This is a genomic window from Pontimicrobium sp. IMCC45349 (assembly GCF_047219225.1).
In the GTDB taxonomy this organism is placed as follows: Bacteria; Bacteroidota; Bacteroidia; order Flavobacteriales; family Flavobacteriaceae; genus IMCC45349.
Genome location: NZ_CP178208.1, coordinates 1,557,916 through 1,573,244 on the forward strand (window position 1 = coordinate 1,557,916; position 15,329 = coordinate 1,573,244).

The window sequence follows — 15,329 nt, forward strand, 5'->3', positions numbered from 1 at the left end:
TATAAAAAAATCTACATGGATGATGTCATCCATTTAAGAATTTACTAAATTGCAAAAAAATAGTTAACACAAAAATTTAGATGACTTTAAGTAATTCAGATTTAAGATTTTCAGGGCATGATACTTTTCATTGTAAAGAGCAGTGGTTGTTAAAAGGCGTGCAATTGGTTGAAAATAAAGGATTTGCATTTTTAAGAACTGAAGATGCTATTTCTAGTCTAGGAGTTGGTAAAAATATGGTAAGGTCAATTCAACATTGGTTAAGAGCGTTTGAATTAGTTGATGAAAAGGGATGTTTGACAGATTTTTCAAAATTATTATTAACGAATAAAGAATTTGATCCTTATCTAGAGAATGATGCTTCTTTGTGGTTATTGCAATATCATATCTGTGAAAACCATTATGCATCTATTTACAAGTTGATTTATTGTGATTACTTTTCGGATAAGGCTTTGTATGAGTTTTCAGAATATCAAATATCAAAGTTTGTAAATAGTAAACTTAGACTAAATGAGCAAAAAGAAATTGCTCAAAAAACTCTTGAGGCTGACTTTAAGGTTTTTATAAGAACTTATCTTTCACAAACTAAAAATTATAAAACTGTAGAGGATGATTTTAATGTGCCATTAGTTTCCTTGAATTTAGTTGAGGATACAGGTAGAGAAAATGATAAAGGTCAAAATGTTTACAGGCTAAATAAAGGTAATCATAATATTCCATTAGAGATTATAGCTTATTGTTTATTGGATAAATTTTCCGAAGAAGTGTCTGTTAGTTTTGATTTAATAAGTCGCACAATTGGTTCTTACTTATGTGTTTCAAATGATTGGCTAGATTACCTGTTAAACCAACTAGCAACAGAGTTTAAAGAATTTGTATATAAAAATGATGCAGGAGTAAGGCAAATTCAAATTAAAAGTAGAAATAAGAATAATTTAAAAATTAAGATGCTAGAAAAGTATTATGATTAATAATGTATCGACAAATATATTAAGGGATCAATCAATAGAGATTGATTTTATACCGACTCCTAATGCTAAAGAAGTTTTCGATAGAATCTTTTTACATAATTATGGTGCGAATAAATCTTTCAATTTAATAGGTAATTACGGTACAGGTAAATCAACTTTCCTTTGGGCTTTAGAGAAAAACTTAAAAAAAGAAAAACAATTTTTTACTGATTTAAGCTATTCAGATGATATTGGGGATTTTGATTTTATTAAAATAGTTGGTGAAAATGATTCTTTAAGTTCGGTTTTATCAAGTAAATTAAATATTAAAAAAAGTAATTCTAAATCAATTATAAGTGCCTTAGAAGAAAAAAGAAGGCAATCTGAAAATAATAATAAAGGTGTGATTCTTCTAATTGATGAGTTTGGTAAACTGTTAGAGTTTGCATCTAGGAACAAGAATATTGATGATGTTTACTTATTACAGCAAATTTCAGAATGGGCAAATAATGAGCGTCATAAAACATATTTCATAATAACTCTGCATCAAAATTTTTCAAGTTATGGTAAAAACCTTTCGAGTCAGGATAGATTAGAATGGGAGAAGGTTAAAGGTAGATTTGTAGATTTGGTGTTTAATGAGCCTGTAGAGCAACTTTTATATTTTGCAAGTAAAAGGCTTAATGAATTTGTTTGTCCGAAAAATTTAAAGTCAAGACATCAGGATTTAATTGATTTGATTGAGAAGTCAAATCTGGTTAGTTTAAAAAAATCAGGAAACGAAGAGCTCTCAAAAGCAATATATCCTTTAGATTGGCTTTCGGCTAATGTTCTAGTGAATTCTTTACAAAGATATGGGCAAAATGAAAGGTCTTTATTTTCTTTTTTAAATGATGGTACTAAATATTCTATTAAAAATTTAAAAAAAGAATTTTATTCAGTATCAAATGTTTATGATTATTTGATTAATTCTTTACCAACTGAAATTAATAGTCCTGATAATCCACATAGAGCTCAATGGTTAACTACTTTTAAAGTAATTGAAAAGTCAGAACTTTATTTTGAAGATGATTTTAAACTAGCGTCAGAAGTTATAAAAACAATTAGCCTTGTTAATTTGTTTTCTAAAATAGGAGGGCTGTTTGATAAAAAATTCATTATTACTTACTTTAAGTTAACTAAAAATAAAGATGTTGCTGATATTATTGAGAAGTTAGAAAAGATAGGTGTTATTAGGTTTTATAAGCATAGCAACAAAATTAACTTTCTAGAAGGTACAGATATTGATTTAGAGCAAGAACTATTATTGGTTAACAGTGAGGTTAATAATCAGTTTTCTTTATCTAATGAGATTATAAATAGAATAGACTTTCCAGTTCTATTGGCAAAAAAATACTCTTTTGAAACAGGAACAAATAGATTTTTTGAATTTAAAATTATAGACTCACTAGATCAAGTTAAAAGTTCTGTTGGTTCTATTGATGGGTATATAAATTTAATTTTTGACAAAGTTAAAAAGGGCTCTTTAATATCTAAATCAAAAGAGTTTAATGATAATCTTTTTGTAGTTTATAAAAACTCAGAGGAGATAAGAACCAATATGTTGATGATTTTAAAGTTCGAAAAATTATTAGAAAAACATCAACTTGATAAAAATGCATTAAAATTGTTAATTGAAGAAAAGAGTTTCTATGAGAACAGACTAAATAATCTAGTTATAAATCAATTATTTGTAGACAATAAGAATGTATGGATTTACAGTAGGAATGAGGTTGAAATAAATAGCAAGAAGCAGCTTAATCAAAAGCTAACTGAAATTTGTTACGATATTTTTTCAAGCACACCTGTTTTTATCAATGAGCTTGTAAATAAAGAATATATAAGTACTCCAATAAATACAGCTAGAAAAGCTCTTTTGAGAACTTTACTAAAAAATGAAGACCTGAAAGATATAGGGTTGGATGAAAAAAAGTTTCCACCAGAAAAAGCTATTTATATCAACTTATTAAAGAACACTAGGATTCATAAGAAAGTTGATGGCTTTGATTATTATAAGTTGGATGAACCTAATGAAGAATCTAACTTATATCAATTATGGAAAGATTCAGAAGATTTTATTAATAGTGCTATTTCAAACAAAAGAAATCTAAATGAGTTTTATGAGATGCTTCTGAATAAGCCTTTTAAATTAAAAAAAGGATTTGTTGATTTTTGGATACCTATTTTTCTAATAGCAAAAAAGGAAGATTTTGCTCTATTCCATATTGATGGTGGATTTATTCCATTTATAGAAGAAGACACTTTAGATTTAATACATAAAAAACCTCAAGATTTTTTAGTTAAAAGCTATGATGTTTCTGGCTTAAAAATGAACCTGTTAGAGAGCTATAAAGAGCTTGTTCAAATTGGAGATTCTAAAAAGGGTACAAAGTCAACATTTTTATCAATTTTTGGTAATTTTTTAAGGTTTCAAAGAGGGCTTAATGATTATACGTTAAAAACTAAAAAGCTTTCTTCTAATGCACTTAAACTAAGAGATGCTATAGTAGAGTCAAAAGACCCAGAAGATGCATTATTTAATCAGTTTCCAGCTGCTTTAGGGTATCATTCAATTTCTATTAAAGACGATGTTGAGGTATTGGCCTCTTTCACAGGACAAATTCAAGGTGCAATACAAGAAATTAGAAGTGCTTATGGTGAATTGCTTAATAGAATTGAAAAAGTTATTATTGAGTCTTTCCATTGTTCATCGGAAGAATTTCCAGATTTCAAGAATGAGATTTTCTCCAATTTAGAATTTGTTAATCAAGGTTTTTTAAGTCAGAAGCAGAATGTTTTTTATCAAAGATTGGTTTCAGATTTAGATGATAGGATGAGTTGGATTAAGTCCGTTGCTGATGTAGCATTAGGCAAGAGTGTTGAAACTATGCTAGATGAAGAAGAGATCTTTTTAATTGAAAACATAAAAGACTTATCTTTAGGTTTAATAAAAGCAGCTGAAATTCAAAAGTACAATGAAACATCTAAAAATGGAACACTGTATTCTATTAGGTTTTTTGGAGCAAACGGTGATTTTATTGATGATAAATTAGTTGTTAAGTCTAATACAACCAAAGATTTCAAGGAAATTAAAAATAAAGTAACTAGTTCAATTAAAAACTTAGATGAAAACCAAAGAAGGGAATTGTTAATTGAACTGCTTTCTAAAGAGTTAGAAATATAATATGACTAAAGTTAAACATTTATTAGGTATTTCAGGAGGAAAAGATAGTGCTGCATTAGCTATCTATATGAGTAAAAATTGTCCTGGTTTAGATATAGAGTATTATACTTGCGATACAGGAAAAGAATTAAAAGAAACTTATGATTTAATTGACAGGTTAAATTCTGTCTTAGGAAAAGAAATTGTCATGTATAAATCTATGGATGATGTTAATTCTCCAATGAAAAATCCTTTTGATCATTTTTTAGCAATTTATGGTGGATATTTGCCTTCGCCAATGGCTAGATGGTGTACTAATAAAATGAAATTAGAGCCTTTTGAAGAACATGTAGGAGATGAGCCAACTGTATCTTATGTTGGGATAAGAGGTGATGAAAATAGAGAAGGCTATGTTTCTAAAAAAGAAAATATTCAAACTGTTTTTCCATTTAGGAAAAATATATGGAGTGAAGACGTTATAAAAAAGGTTTTGTCAAACTCAAATATAGAGGATATAACAGGATACTATAAGGAGTTATCTCCTGAAGTGTTATTAGAGAATGCACTACAGTATGCAGAACAACCCATATCTCCAAAATTCACACAAAGACAAAAGTTAAATGCTTTAATGGATGTAGATGTTAAATTGTTTAATAAAGTAGTTTTTGAGTATTTAAAAACAACAGATTACCCTGTGGGTAAATTAGATTATTTTCCTTTAGTAGATAATGTTGATGTAGTAGTATTAGATGATGTTTTTAAAATTTTAGAAGACTCTGGAGTTGGTGTGCCAGCATATTATAAACCTATCGAATATCAAGTAGAAATTGATGGGGAAATAAAAAAAGGAACATATTCTAGAAGTAGGTCTGGTTGTTTCTTTTGTTTTTATCAACAAAAGATTGAATGGGTTTGGTTGCTAGAACAACATCCAGATTTATTTGAAAAAGCCATAGAGTATGAAAAAGAAGGTTATACGTGGATGGCAGAACCTCTAGAAGAACTAAAAAAGCCTGAGCGTGTTCAGGCAATAAAAAAGGAACATTTTTTAAGAATGAATAGAGAAAAAAGCAGGTCTAGAACTGGACAGTCTTGGCAAGATGAAATTTTGCAAGCTGAAGGAGAAGGCTGTGCGAGCTGTTTTATATAGAAAATTATGGGGGAAATTATTCAATCACTGAAAGAATTTGTTTGGGATATAATAGGTTATTTAATACCAGGGTTTGCCTTATTAATTGTTTTCAATTTTATAACACCTACAAATATAGCTGTTGAAGACAATTTTCTTTTTGATTGGAATATTTTCGATTCATTTCTGATAATAGTAATTTCCTATTTATTAGGATTTGTTGTTTATGGAATTACAATTTTTAAAATTAGGAATCAGGATTTAATAATTTCTGAAATAGAAAAAAGATTTGAAAATAGAATTCAAGAAAACAAAAAATTTAAAAAGAGATTTAATAAATATATAGGGTCAAAGCACAGTAGATTTTGGCAACGAAAGTTTAAAGATTCTTCAACTGTCAAATCAGCTAGAAGCTTTCTTACTGATAACGGATATAAGGATGTCAATAAAATGCAGTTAAATGAAATGAGAAATATACTGATGTCAAGAAATCCAGAAATGGATGAAAAAGTTTATACTTTTATGTTTAGGTCGTCAGTATTTGATCATTTGTCAACAATATTAATGATAGTATGCATTGCTGCATTAATTCAAATAATTTTAAGCCTTTTTGGTTCAGAGTTCTTTTTCATAAAAACAGGTGGTACTTATAATTTTTTATATTCATTATTTGTATTTATAATACCTTTATTGGGTAATAGTAAAAGGATTTTTTATTCGATATCTCAAAGAATTCCATTTTCAAATTTAAAATAGATGAATACAAGAATATATTTAGCGGGAGGTTTTAAGGGGAACTGGCATGAAAAAGTTATAAACTCATTGGGGAATAATTTTATTTGTTTCAATCCACAAGCACATCAATTGGATGAAGCAGATAAGTATACATCTTGGGATTTATATCATGTCGATAAATGTGATATACTTCTTGGTTATATGAGTGAAGATAATCCTTCAGGTTATGGATTAGCATTGGAAATAGGCTATGCTAAAGCAAAAAATAAACTAATTATTTTAGTTGATGATAGATCAATAATTGATGAGAAGTTTGCTAGGTATTTTTTAATTTGTCATGAATCTTCAAATCTTGTATTTAAAACTTTAGAAGAAGCTATAAACTACATAAAATCATTTTAACCTTATTTATTAATTCTAGATTTGAAATATTCATATGAATCTTTTTTATTTATGATATTTAATATTAAATGAGATAATTTTAATTCTGATATTTTGGTAGTAAGTTCATTCTTATTTCTATAATCATTTATTTCCTCTGTAATTGTGATTTCAATAAAACCTTTATTTACAAAAGCTTTTAAAGGAAGACCAAGATTACAATTTTTTGATTTAAATAAGTATTGGTTATTTTCCCATACTTTTTTAAAAGTTTCCAATAAATCTGAGATGCGAATAACTATAGACCTATTTTTACTATATACTTTATGTAAAGACATTAATAGTATAATTTGATGAGGAGCGAGATATCCTCTTGCCTTATCTCGTTGTAGAGAGTCAATAAATTCAATAGTGTCCATAAATTTATTCTTTTTTAGTTTTAACTATCATATCTAAAAAAGAGGTGGGATTTAAAAAGTAGCTAGGGCTATCTTCTAGTTTTTCTTTAATTAAAGTAAGTCCCCCATTTGTGTAAGATTCCATAGTTTGGATGAGTTTTTTTACAGCTTGGTCTTCTGTTATTTCACCTTTGTCTAATACAATAAAATCTAAGTCTGTTTTAGCCACTAAAGCAGCAAAGATGTACTCTTGTAGATTGGTAAAATCTTTTCTAATAGGAGATGATTTACTTCCCCAATTTTGAATTGCATGACGAAAATTATCTTTTTTAATACCTTCTGGAATTGGGATGTATTCATCTTCATATAAACCTAAAAAGAATGCATATGTATAAAGCTCGTAATTAGTACTAAAGTGTTTACCTAAACTTATCTTTTTTTCTCCTTCTGCTCCACCTGTTTCAGAAAGAGGCTTGAATAAAGTGTCTTTAAATTCAACACTATAGTTTGGTATTCGGGTTTTCCATTTATCAAATAAATTATCCATACTTATAACTCTATTCTTTGTGTGTTAATAGTTTTTAAATTCTTTTCATCAAAAGGTCTTTCAAGTCTTACCCAGAAAGCTTTATCTCTTTTTACTTTCTCAAACTCTGGTTTAATATATAGATTCTTATTTTCATCTTTAGCTATATAATCTTTAATCAAGATGATGGTTTGATTGTCTGTCTCGTAAATTAGGTTTAAAAATTCAGTCATTTTACTTTCCCCAAAAGAGGAAGTTGGTGCATCAAATAACATTGGGTATCTGTCTTCTCTAACTTCTTTGGATAGTTCTGAAATTGCTATTAAAATTGAAATATGCATTGATGTTTCTAAGGATTTATTAGCTAAAAACTCGTGTCCATTTTCATCCAATAATCTTGGCTTAATTTTGATTTTTGAACCAAAATTTGTCACTTTAAAATTGAGAGTACCTGTAAAAGCATCAACATTTATATAAGATAAAATTTGATTAGATTTTTGAGATAATAATTTTATAAATTCTTCAAATTTTCTGTCTTTGGTATCCCTGAAAATTTGATCTATATCCCTTAAAATATTTCTTGTATTAATTAAAAACGAATTGGCATTAGATAGGTCTATTTTTTCTTTTTGCTCATTTAAATCTTTTAATTTAGAGTCATAGCTTTTTATCTTAACTTCATAACCAACACTGTCTTCATTTAATTTTTTTACATCATCCTGCCACACATTATAATCTTTAAGCACTACACCTAGTCTCTCAGAGCCAACAGCAGAGTTGCCAATTATTCTGTTTCTCTCTGTTAATTCTATTTCTAGTTTTTCTTTTAGCTCAATTAGTTCGTTTTTTCTTGCTTGATTAAACTCAAACATATCTTGAATTTCTGTATTTATACTATTAAGCTTGGATAAATTGTCTTCTTGGTTAGAGCTAAGGTTTACAAGTCTACTCACATAATTAAATTGAAAAAGTTTTTCAGGTTCTTCATCTTCTTCTTTAACCACTTTTTGAGAATCTAAATAATTTTGCAGACGCTTTTTCATAAACTCTAATGCTTCAGAACCTTCTTCTGCGGGTCTGTTACAAACTTTACAAACCTTTTCCTTTATCATTTCATCCATAATTGCTAATGAAGGTACATTAGGAGGAAGAGGAACTAAATCATTTATTATTTCCAATTTAGCTTTTTTTTCACCTTGTTTTATCCCAATTTCTCTATCAAAATCTGATTGAAGTTTTCTTCTTTTTTTACTTAACTCCGATACTTTGTTTGAAAATTCTTTATGGATATTGTCAAAATTCATTAATATCCAATTTTCATCGAATAGAGCTGTAGTGTAGTTTTCAGAAATTAAGCCTTCAGTTTTTGAAATATCTCTTTCAATCTTGTCAATTCTAGAATTTATAGTCTCTAGAGCTTCAGCATTATTTATATACTTTCCAGCATCTTGGATATTCTTTTTTGTTTTTTCTATACTATTGTTGGTTTCTTCTAAAAAAGTTAGTTGATCCTGTTTTTTTCTAGTATAGCGCTTAATTTCTTCTTCGAGTCTACTATATTCCTGTTGGTTCTTAGTGTTGTTTTTCGATTCCCTGTTTACAGCTTTTTCAGCTTCATTTTTTAGATACTCACCTCTTTCTTCATATTTTTTATAATGTTTAGCATCAGAAAATAAATTGATTAAATTGATTAAGGCATCTTCATTATCAAAAATGTTAAGTTCTTCTTCTCCTTTAAACATTGAATATCTTCTAATTTCACTAGGAAATAGGTACTCAAGAAGATTTTTACCATCAACAGGGCTTCTTTCACCATTGCTAGATTCTTCAATTCCTTTTAGTATAGCTTTTCCAACTTCATATTCTGAATCATTGATTTTATTGACTGAAAATTCTTTTGATAGAATTTTTATCTCGTCATAATGCTCTACAACAATTTCTACTCTAACCCTAAAAGATTCATTAGCCACTTTTTCGTCAAGAGCTTTTTTGGAAACAAGTAACTCTAAATTGTCATTGTCATTGCTAAATAACCATTCTAAGGCTTCAAAAAATTTTGTTTTACCCTCTCCGTTTTCTCCTAAAAAAACATTTAAACCTTTTGCGAGATTAAATTTCTTAGAACCATAATAGCATAAATAGTTTTCTATGGTAACTTCTTTTAATATCATATTGCTGATTCGTTTAAAAATTGAGTTATTTGACTATAAAGTGCTTTATCTGATACAGTATTAAACCCTTCTGTATTTTCTACTATTAGAGAGATAGCTTTGATTATAGCATGTTCTGAATTTAATCCCTCTTGCAACTTATCTGGAATATCATCCTTATTTATGCCATACTTTTCTGAGATTATTTCATGCTCTAAAAAACTTTTTAAAATGTCATCTTTTCTAGCCATGTTTTAGGTGTTTGTGTTGGTTGAACTGTCGTATAAATTTATATTGTAATATGTGAGTATTGGTTTTAATGCCTCATATGTGTCTGGTTTATTCATTGCTAATGTTGAGAAATCAACCACTCGTTCAAGTTCTTTTTTTATTATACTTTTTTCCATTTCAAAAGTTGATTCATCATTAATCTCAGGGGCAACAACTAAATCATGTATTACAGCATATGTCTTGTCATCATGAGTTCTTAAAACTCTTCCTCTCCTCTGAACAAATTGTCTCGGGTTTCCTGTACTCGCACAAAAAATAGCTAATTCTGATCTAGGTACGTCTACACCTTCATCTAAACATTTCATAGATGTTAAAACATTAATAGCTCCTTTTTGAAAGCTCTCAATGACATGTTCTCTATTTTTTGTTTTAGAAGTGTATTGCTTTACCATAATTGAACTATCTGTTCTACTAACTACTCTAGTATACTTGTCAATTAATGAAACATCTTCACTATCTTCTATATAATCATCAATATTTTCATAATTAGGCTCTATGCCTTCAGGTACATAAACCAATGTATAGTTAAGGTTTCCTCTGGAGTTAAATTCATTATCCAAAATTTCTTTAAAAGCTGCTAACTTGTTGTGAGCCTTATGTATTATGCGTTTTCTTTCTAATAAAAGTCTTTCTACTTCTGGACAATCTTTGTATTTTTTTGTCTGGTTATCAAAATATTTTGCTAGTTGTTTTGACTTTTCTCTATATTCCTCTAGTTCAATATTTGTTAGTTTAACAATATGTGGATAGTATTTATATTGACTCAACCACCCTTTACTCATAGCTTGTTCCATTGTATAACTGAATACAAAAGGAGGGGAGTCATTAAAAAACTCTTCAATACTTTTATTGCCTATATCATCATATTTTCTGTCAGGAGTAGCAGATAGACCTATTCTTTTTTGTAAATGGATTTTTGGGAGTGTTTTTGATAAGTTGTTTGAGCCTAGATTATGGGCTTCATCAGCAATTAATAAGGTGTCTTTTGGTAAATTAATGAAATGTGATTGGAAGCTCTTTCTATAGAAAGAGGCATAGGTTACTATTATTACATAAGAGACATCAATAAAGTTGCTAGCAGTGTTTAAAAAAGATACATTTTGAGGCCATTTTTCTTTGGAACTTATAGTTATTATATTGTTGAAATTAAATTTCTTGCATTCATTTTTCCATTGATCAACCAATGCAATAGTAGGAACCAAAACAACTGCTTTATAAGCTCCATTATCTTTGTATTCATTTAATAAGCAATTTAAGGAAGTAAGTGTTTTTCCTGTACCTGTTGCCATAGCAAACAATCCTTTTTTGCCATTTTCTACCCATTTTTCAAAAGCTTTATTTTGATAAGGTCTTGGTCCAGTTGGGTAAGGGAATTTTGGTGATTTTTCAATTTTTATAAACTCATTCAATTTGCTAGTTGCAGTTTTAATTGATTTAATGACGTTAAGGTTATTAAAAGTGTTCTTTTTATTTTTTAATAATTCTTTTTCTTGTACTACTAACTCTTGTATGTTCTTATCTCCAAACTCTTGTCTTATTGCAACTTTAACATTGTCCACATCTAGATAGTCTACAATTTCAGAATTACCTATAAAGAGTTCTTCAAAATCATTTTTCAGCTTTCTAATTTTTTTCATATCATTCCCTTCCCAAGACAACCTACAATCTAACTCTTCCAAGTTTTCAAGAAATCCATAGTAAGTAAAGTTACATGATGATTTGAAACTTACATAGTTTTCACCATCACTGAATATACCTGATTTATAATGTGAAATACCCTTTTTATTTTTAGGTCTAATTACTTTTAACTCAATTTTGTCATTAGCAATTAGCCAAGCAAAACATTCAAAAAAATGTTTTCCATAATCATCAAGAGAATCTTTAAGTTCTTTAATGTTGTTAAAATTGTAAATAGATGAGAAATTCTCCTTGTCTTGTCCTCGTAAAATAGCTTTTTTGTCTTTTTCCGAAAGAATGTTGTTAATAACAGCTCTCATTTTGCCTCCTGAATAAATAAAATTTGCAAAACCTAAAGAGAGTACATTTAAAGCTGAAGAGCTAAAATAACCTAGTAACAAATCAAAAGACTTGCTATTACATAAAGCATCTATATAAAATTGTATAGGCTCATCATTACTGCCAGTTCTATAGTCTCTGTCTTCTGCCCATTTAACATTTTTAAGCATAATTAGGTTTTATATGTTTTTTTAAATGGCTAACAAAGTTATCTATATCTTCTTTTGTAGTATTCTTATCTAAAGAAATTCGAATGTAGTTATTTTTAAACTCACCTTTCTGTAACATAGAGCTAATAACATGGGATTCAGTAATGATTTCTGAATTACAGGCAGAGCCATTACTTACAGAGATTGATGAATATTTGTCTATAAAAATATTAGAGTTTAAATCAGGAATGATAAGATTTAAAATATGAGGAACTCTAAAGGCTTCTTTAGAAACCTCACGGAAAGAAGATATTTTTTTTATTGAATTAATTAAGTATTTATTCAATTCTTGAATATTCTGATTATTAGTTGCTCCTTCTTTAATAAGGATTTCACATGCTTTTCCTAATCCAATAATTGCAGGTGTATTATATGTGCCAGATCTCAATCCTTGTTCTTGATTACCTCCATGAATAAGAGGGGTTAATTTTATATTGCTTTTTTTGTAGAGTACACCAATTCCTTTAGGTCCGTTTATTTTATGACCAGAAAAACAAAGCATATCAATATTATCCGTTTCCAAATTAATAGGTAATTTACCAATTGCTTGAGTTGCATCACAGAAGAAAGGGATATTCATTTCTCTAGCTAATATTCCAATCTCTCTAATAGGCTGAATAACACCAGTCTCATTATTTACATGCATAATTACAAATAAACAAGTATTATTTCTTACGGAATTCCTCAATTCTTCGATTGAGATTAATCCATTTTGATCTACATCCAAATATGTTATTTCGTATCCTTTTGTTTCTAAATAATCACATGTAGATAAAACAGCTTTATGTTCCGTTTTTACTGTAATTATATGGTTTCCATTTTCATAATTAGATTCAACAAATCCTTTTATAGCTAAATTAATAGATTCAGTAGCTCCAGAAGTAAATAGTATATCTTTGGGATTACAATTGATTAGCTTAGAAATGGTTAATCTTGAATTTTCAATGGCAGCTTTTGTTTTCAAACCAAACTTGTGGCTGCTAGATGAATTACTATATAAATCAGTAAAGTAAGGCAACATTTCTTTAAGTACCCTATCATCTACTTTTGTTGTAGAAGCATTGTCTAAATAACTCAATTCTTGGATTGATTCCATTAAATAATTTGATTTGATATTATTCATTAAAGGGAGAGTATAAATCTAATGATAATTAACTTTAAAAAAAATTTTTATAAAATTTTCAGCCCACCAAAATTACTCAAGTGCAAACCACCTCATATTTAACCCGTACCCTTTTCCTAATTCCCAAATACCCCCACCCATCATCAGTATTAATTAAAATTTTTAACCGATGGTAAGAATAATTAAAATTGAAAAGAGACAATCAGAGGATGGTAGAGAGTTCAACTCTTTAATCATTCAAGGTGGTGTAGAAATGGTACAGTCAAAGGAGACAGGTAACTTCTATGCTACTGCAAGGAAAGCATCTATCACATCAACCTTTGATGATGAGACTGCACAGGGCTTAATAGGTCAGGAAATTCCTGGTAGAATTGAAAAAGCCAAATGTGACCCTTATGAAGTTATCAATCAGGATACTGGTGAAGTAACAGTGTTACACCATAGATATGTTTATGTTTCTGAAGAAACTCCAGTTGCTGGTAGTCAAGAAGAGCATACTACTATCTCACCAGAAGAAGTAAGGTTTCCACAAATGGCAGAAGCCTAATCACAATTCCCAATCAATAAAACTGGTTGGGAATTAATATTCAGTCACTCTCTTTTCTAAATCAAAAATTTTAAACTTTTTAAATTTATTAAATGGTTCAAGAGATGCTCTTAAAGTTCTTTCTAATCTATTAATATGATATTTACGTTCATCTATTTCATATTTGAAATTGACAAGGACCAAATTATAATTATCAATGGCATATTTATTAGCTTTAATGCATGACTCATCATTCCATTCATATTTTAAAACATTTGCGTTTGTATGCTGAAGCATTTTATTGAACCAAGCTCCTTGTCTTAAATCCAGATGTTTAGGTATCCTCTCAACAAATGATAAAGAGTCATTTTTACCAACATAAACAACTTGCCGCCCTTTTCTAAATAAATAAACTCCATTACCAGGGAAGATTGGTTGATTATTATGAAACACAAGGTTGTTTAGGTTAATATTTTTAAGGGGAATCCCTGCTGTTCTGTTTATCAATGAAATTACATCAACCAACTTTAATGGGTCAATAATCTCAAACTCTAATAAATAATTATCCATATATCAATATTAATTAATCATTTACTAAATACATAATCACATCCCTATTATGTTAGTAAATTTAAATCAAATAGAATGAACTCAATAGCAGAAATAAAACTTTCCTATTCCAATAATCAAGAAGATGAAATTAAGATTACGGGGAGTGAAAGTGCATACAAGATATTACTTGAAAATTGGAACCATGATACTTTAGAGCTACAAGAAGAGTTTAAAGCTATTTTATTAAACAGAGCAAATAGAGTACTTGGTATTTACAATTTGTCAAAAGGTGGAGTTACTGGAACAGTAGTGGATATTAAGCTATTACTTGCCTCTGCAATAAAGTCCAATTCCAGTAATATTATAGTATCACATAATCATCCATCAGGAAATTTAAAGCCAAGTCAAGCTGATTTAAACTTGACCAAGAAAATCAAAGAGGCATGTAAGTATTTTGATATAACATTACTTGACCATATTATTGTTTCCAAGAAAGGATATTATAGTTTTACAGATAGTGGAGATTTGCAATAATTGCAGAACTTGCAACTTTGCAATCTTATTTGTTGCACATTAACTTACCAGAAACAAGCATTTTTTCAGCACTTTTTTATACAAGAAAAATTGTTAGATAGTATACATAGCCATTTCTTGAATTTTTACTCAATAGATAGTAAGTGTTTATTATGTTTATAGGTAGATTACTTGTATAGAAGGAAATAATTGTGCTATTGAATTAATAGCCCTTTTTAATCTGGGAGTAAATCTTTTAAAGGAACATCTAAAGCATTGGCTATTTTAAGTAGAGTGCCAAGAGTAATATTCACTCTACCAGTTTCAATCCTTGCCATGTTAGATTTTTCAAAGTTACAAGCAGCAGCTAAAGTTTGTTGTTGCATATTTAATTTAGCACGAACCTCTTTAATCCTTAAACCAACTTGTTTGCTTAATTCTTCTTTGTCTTTTTGATGTTGTTTCATTTCAAGAACAAAGTTTTATCATATTTGATTACTTTTGGTTATCATAAATGATAAAATCAATAACCTTTAATATTAAATTATGAGAATAGGAATGCTTAATTGGTTAGGACCCTTGTTTTGGATTCTTGCATCTATATACCATATTTGGACAATCATAATTG

General features: G+C 28.6%; 15 protein-coding genes. 7 read left to right on the forward strand and 8 right to left on the reverse strand.

The features are described 5' to 3' along the window. Positions 1 to 80: 80 nt before the first annotated feature. From ACLII3_RS07290 to ACLII3_RS07310, 5 genes are read left to right on the forward strand one after another with little or no spacing between them, the layout of a single operon-like run. The gene (locus tag ACLII3_RS07290; RefSeq protein ID WP_412987669.1) at positions 81 to 971 is read left to right on the forward strand and encodes a DUF4007 family protein; all 891 of its coding nucleotides are present in this window, start codon (positions 81 to 83) and stop codon (positions 969 to 971) included. Then, the gene (locus ACLII3_RS07295) at positions 964 to 4,173 is read left to right on the forward strand and encodes a hypothetical protein (protein ID WP_412987671.1); all 3,210 of its coding nucleotides are present in this window, start codon (positions 964 to 966) and stop codon (positions 4,171 to 4,173) included. The genes ACLII3_RS07290 and ACLII3_RS07295 overlap by 8 nt, the downstream gene beginning before the upstream one ends. A gap of 1 nt (position 4,174) precedes the next feature. Beyond that, entirely contained in the window at positions 4,175 to 5,302 is a 1,128-nt protein-coding gene (locus tag ACLII3_RS07300; protein WP_412987673.1) for a phosphoadenosine phosphosulfate reductase family protein, read from the forward strand. A 6-nt stretch (positions 5,303 to 5,308) separates the two neighbouring features. Further along, positions 5,309 to 6,037 carry a hypothetical protein gene (locus ACLII3_RS07305; protein WP_412987674.1) on the forward strand — a complete coding sequence of 243 codons (729 nt, stop codon included), beginning with the start codon at positions 5,309 to 5,311 and terminating at the stop codon, positions 6,035 to 6,037. Further along, positions 6,038 to 6,418, forward strand: coding sequence for a nucleoside 2-deoxyribosyltransferase domain-containing protein (locus ACLII3_RS07310; protein ID WP_412987676.1), 381 nt, complete (start codon positions 6,038 to 6,040; stop codon positions 6,416 to 6,418). Between the two features lie 2 nt (positions 6,419 to 6,420). Here ACLII3_RS07310 and ACLII3_RS07315 read toward each other — a convergent pair whose 3' ends face one another. Genes ACLII3_RS07315 through ACLII3_RS07340 form a run of 6 tightly spaced genes read right to left on the reverse strand, consistent with a single transcriptional unit; the run spans position 6,421 to position 13,083 of the window. After that, positions 6,421 to 6,816, reverse strand: coding sequence for a hypothetical protein (locus ACLII3_RS07315; RefSeq protein WP_412987677.1), 396 nt, complete (start codon positions 6,814 to 6,816; stop codon positions 6,421 to 6,423). Between the two features lie 4 nt (positions 6,817 to 6,820). Beyond that, a complete protein-coding gene (locus ACLII3_RS07320) occupies positions 6,821 to 7,342 on the reverse strand; it encodes a hypothetical protein (RefSeq protein WP_412987679.1) in 522 nt (173 codons plus the stop codon). Positions 7,343 to 7,344: 2 nt separating this feature from the next. Beyond that, positions 7,345 to 9,492: an AAA family ATPase gene (locus tag ACLII3_RS07325; RefSeq protein ID WP_412987681.1), complete on the reverse strand. Its 2,148-nt coding sequence runs from the start codon at positions 9,490 to 9,492 to the stop codon at positions 7,345 to 7,347. After that, positions 9,489 to 9,722: a hypothetical protein gene (locus tag ACLII3_RS07330; protein ID WP_412987683.1), complete on the reverse strand. Its 234-nt coding sequence runs from the start codon at positions 9,720 to 9,722 to the stop codon at positions 9,489 to 9,491. Before ACLII3_RS07330 ends, ACLII3_RS07325 begins: the two co-directional genes overlap by 4 nt. Positions 9,723 to 9,725: 3 nt before the next feature. Further along, the gene (locus ACLII3_RS07335; protein WP_412987685.1) at positions 9,726 to 11,948 is read right to left on the reverse strand and encodes a DEAD/DEAH box helicase family protein; all 2,223 of its coding nucleotides are present in this window, start codon (positions 11,946 to 11,948) and stop codon (positions 9,726 to 9,728) included. Continuing rightward, positions 11,941 to 13,083: a cysteine desulfurase family protein gene (locus ACLII3_RS07340; protein WP_412987687.1), complete on the reverse strand. Its 1,143-nt coding sequence runs from the start codon at positions 13,081 to 13,083 to the stop codon at positions 11,941 to 11,943. The genes ACLII3_RS07335 and ACLII3_RS07340 overlap by 8 nt, the downstream gene beginning before the upstream one ends. A gap of 196 nt (positions 13,084 to 13,279) precedes the next feature. On the opposite strand from ACLII3_RS07340, the gene ACLII3_RS07345 reads away from it, so the two are divergent. Beyond that, on the forward strand, positions 13,280 to 13,657 hold the full coding sequence (locus tag ACLII3_RS07345; protein ID WP_412987689.1) for a hypothetical protein: 378 nt from the start codon (positions 13,280 to 13,282) through the stop codon (positions 13,655 to 13,657). 33 nt (positions 13,658 to 13,690) lie between these two features. Here the strand turns inward: ACLII3_RS07345 and ACLII3_RS07350 are convergent, their stop codons facing one another. Continuing rightward, entirely contained in the window at positions 13,691 to 14,206 is a 516-nt protein-coding gene (locus ACLII3_RS07350) for a hypothetical protein (protein ID WP_412987690.1), read from the reverse strand. 75 nt (positions 14,207 to 14,281) lie between these two features. Between ACLII3_RS07350 and ACLII3_RS07355 the strand changes: the two genes are divergently transcribed. Continuing rightward, positions 14,282 to 14,722: a JAB domain-containing protein gene (locus tag ACLII3_RS07355; protein WP_412987691.1), complete on the forward strand. Its 441-nt coding sequence runs from the start codon at positions 14,282 to 14,284 to the stop codon at positions 14,720 to 14,722. Between the two features lie 215 nt (positions 14,723 to 14,937). Here the strand turns inward: ACLII3_RS07355 and ACLII3_RS07360 are convergent, their stop codons facing one another. Continuing rightward, positions 14,938 to 15,168, reverse strand: coding sequence for a helix-turn-helix domain-containing protein (locus tag ACLII3_RS07360; RefSeq protein ID WP_412987693.1), 231 nt, complete (start codon positions 15,166 to 15,168; stop codon positions 14,938 to 14,940). Positions 15,169 to 15,329: the final 161 nt, after the last annotated feature.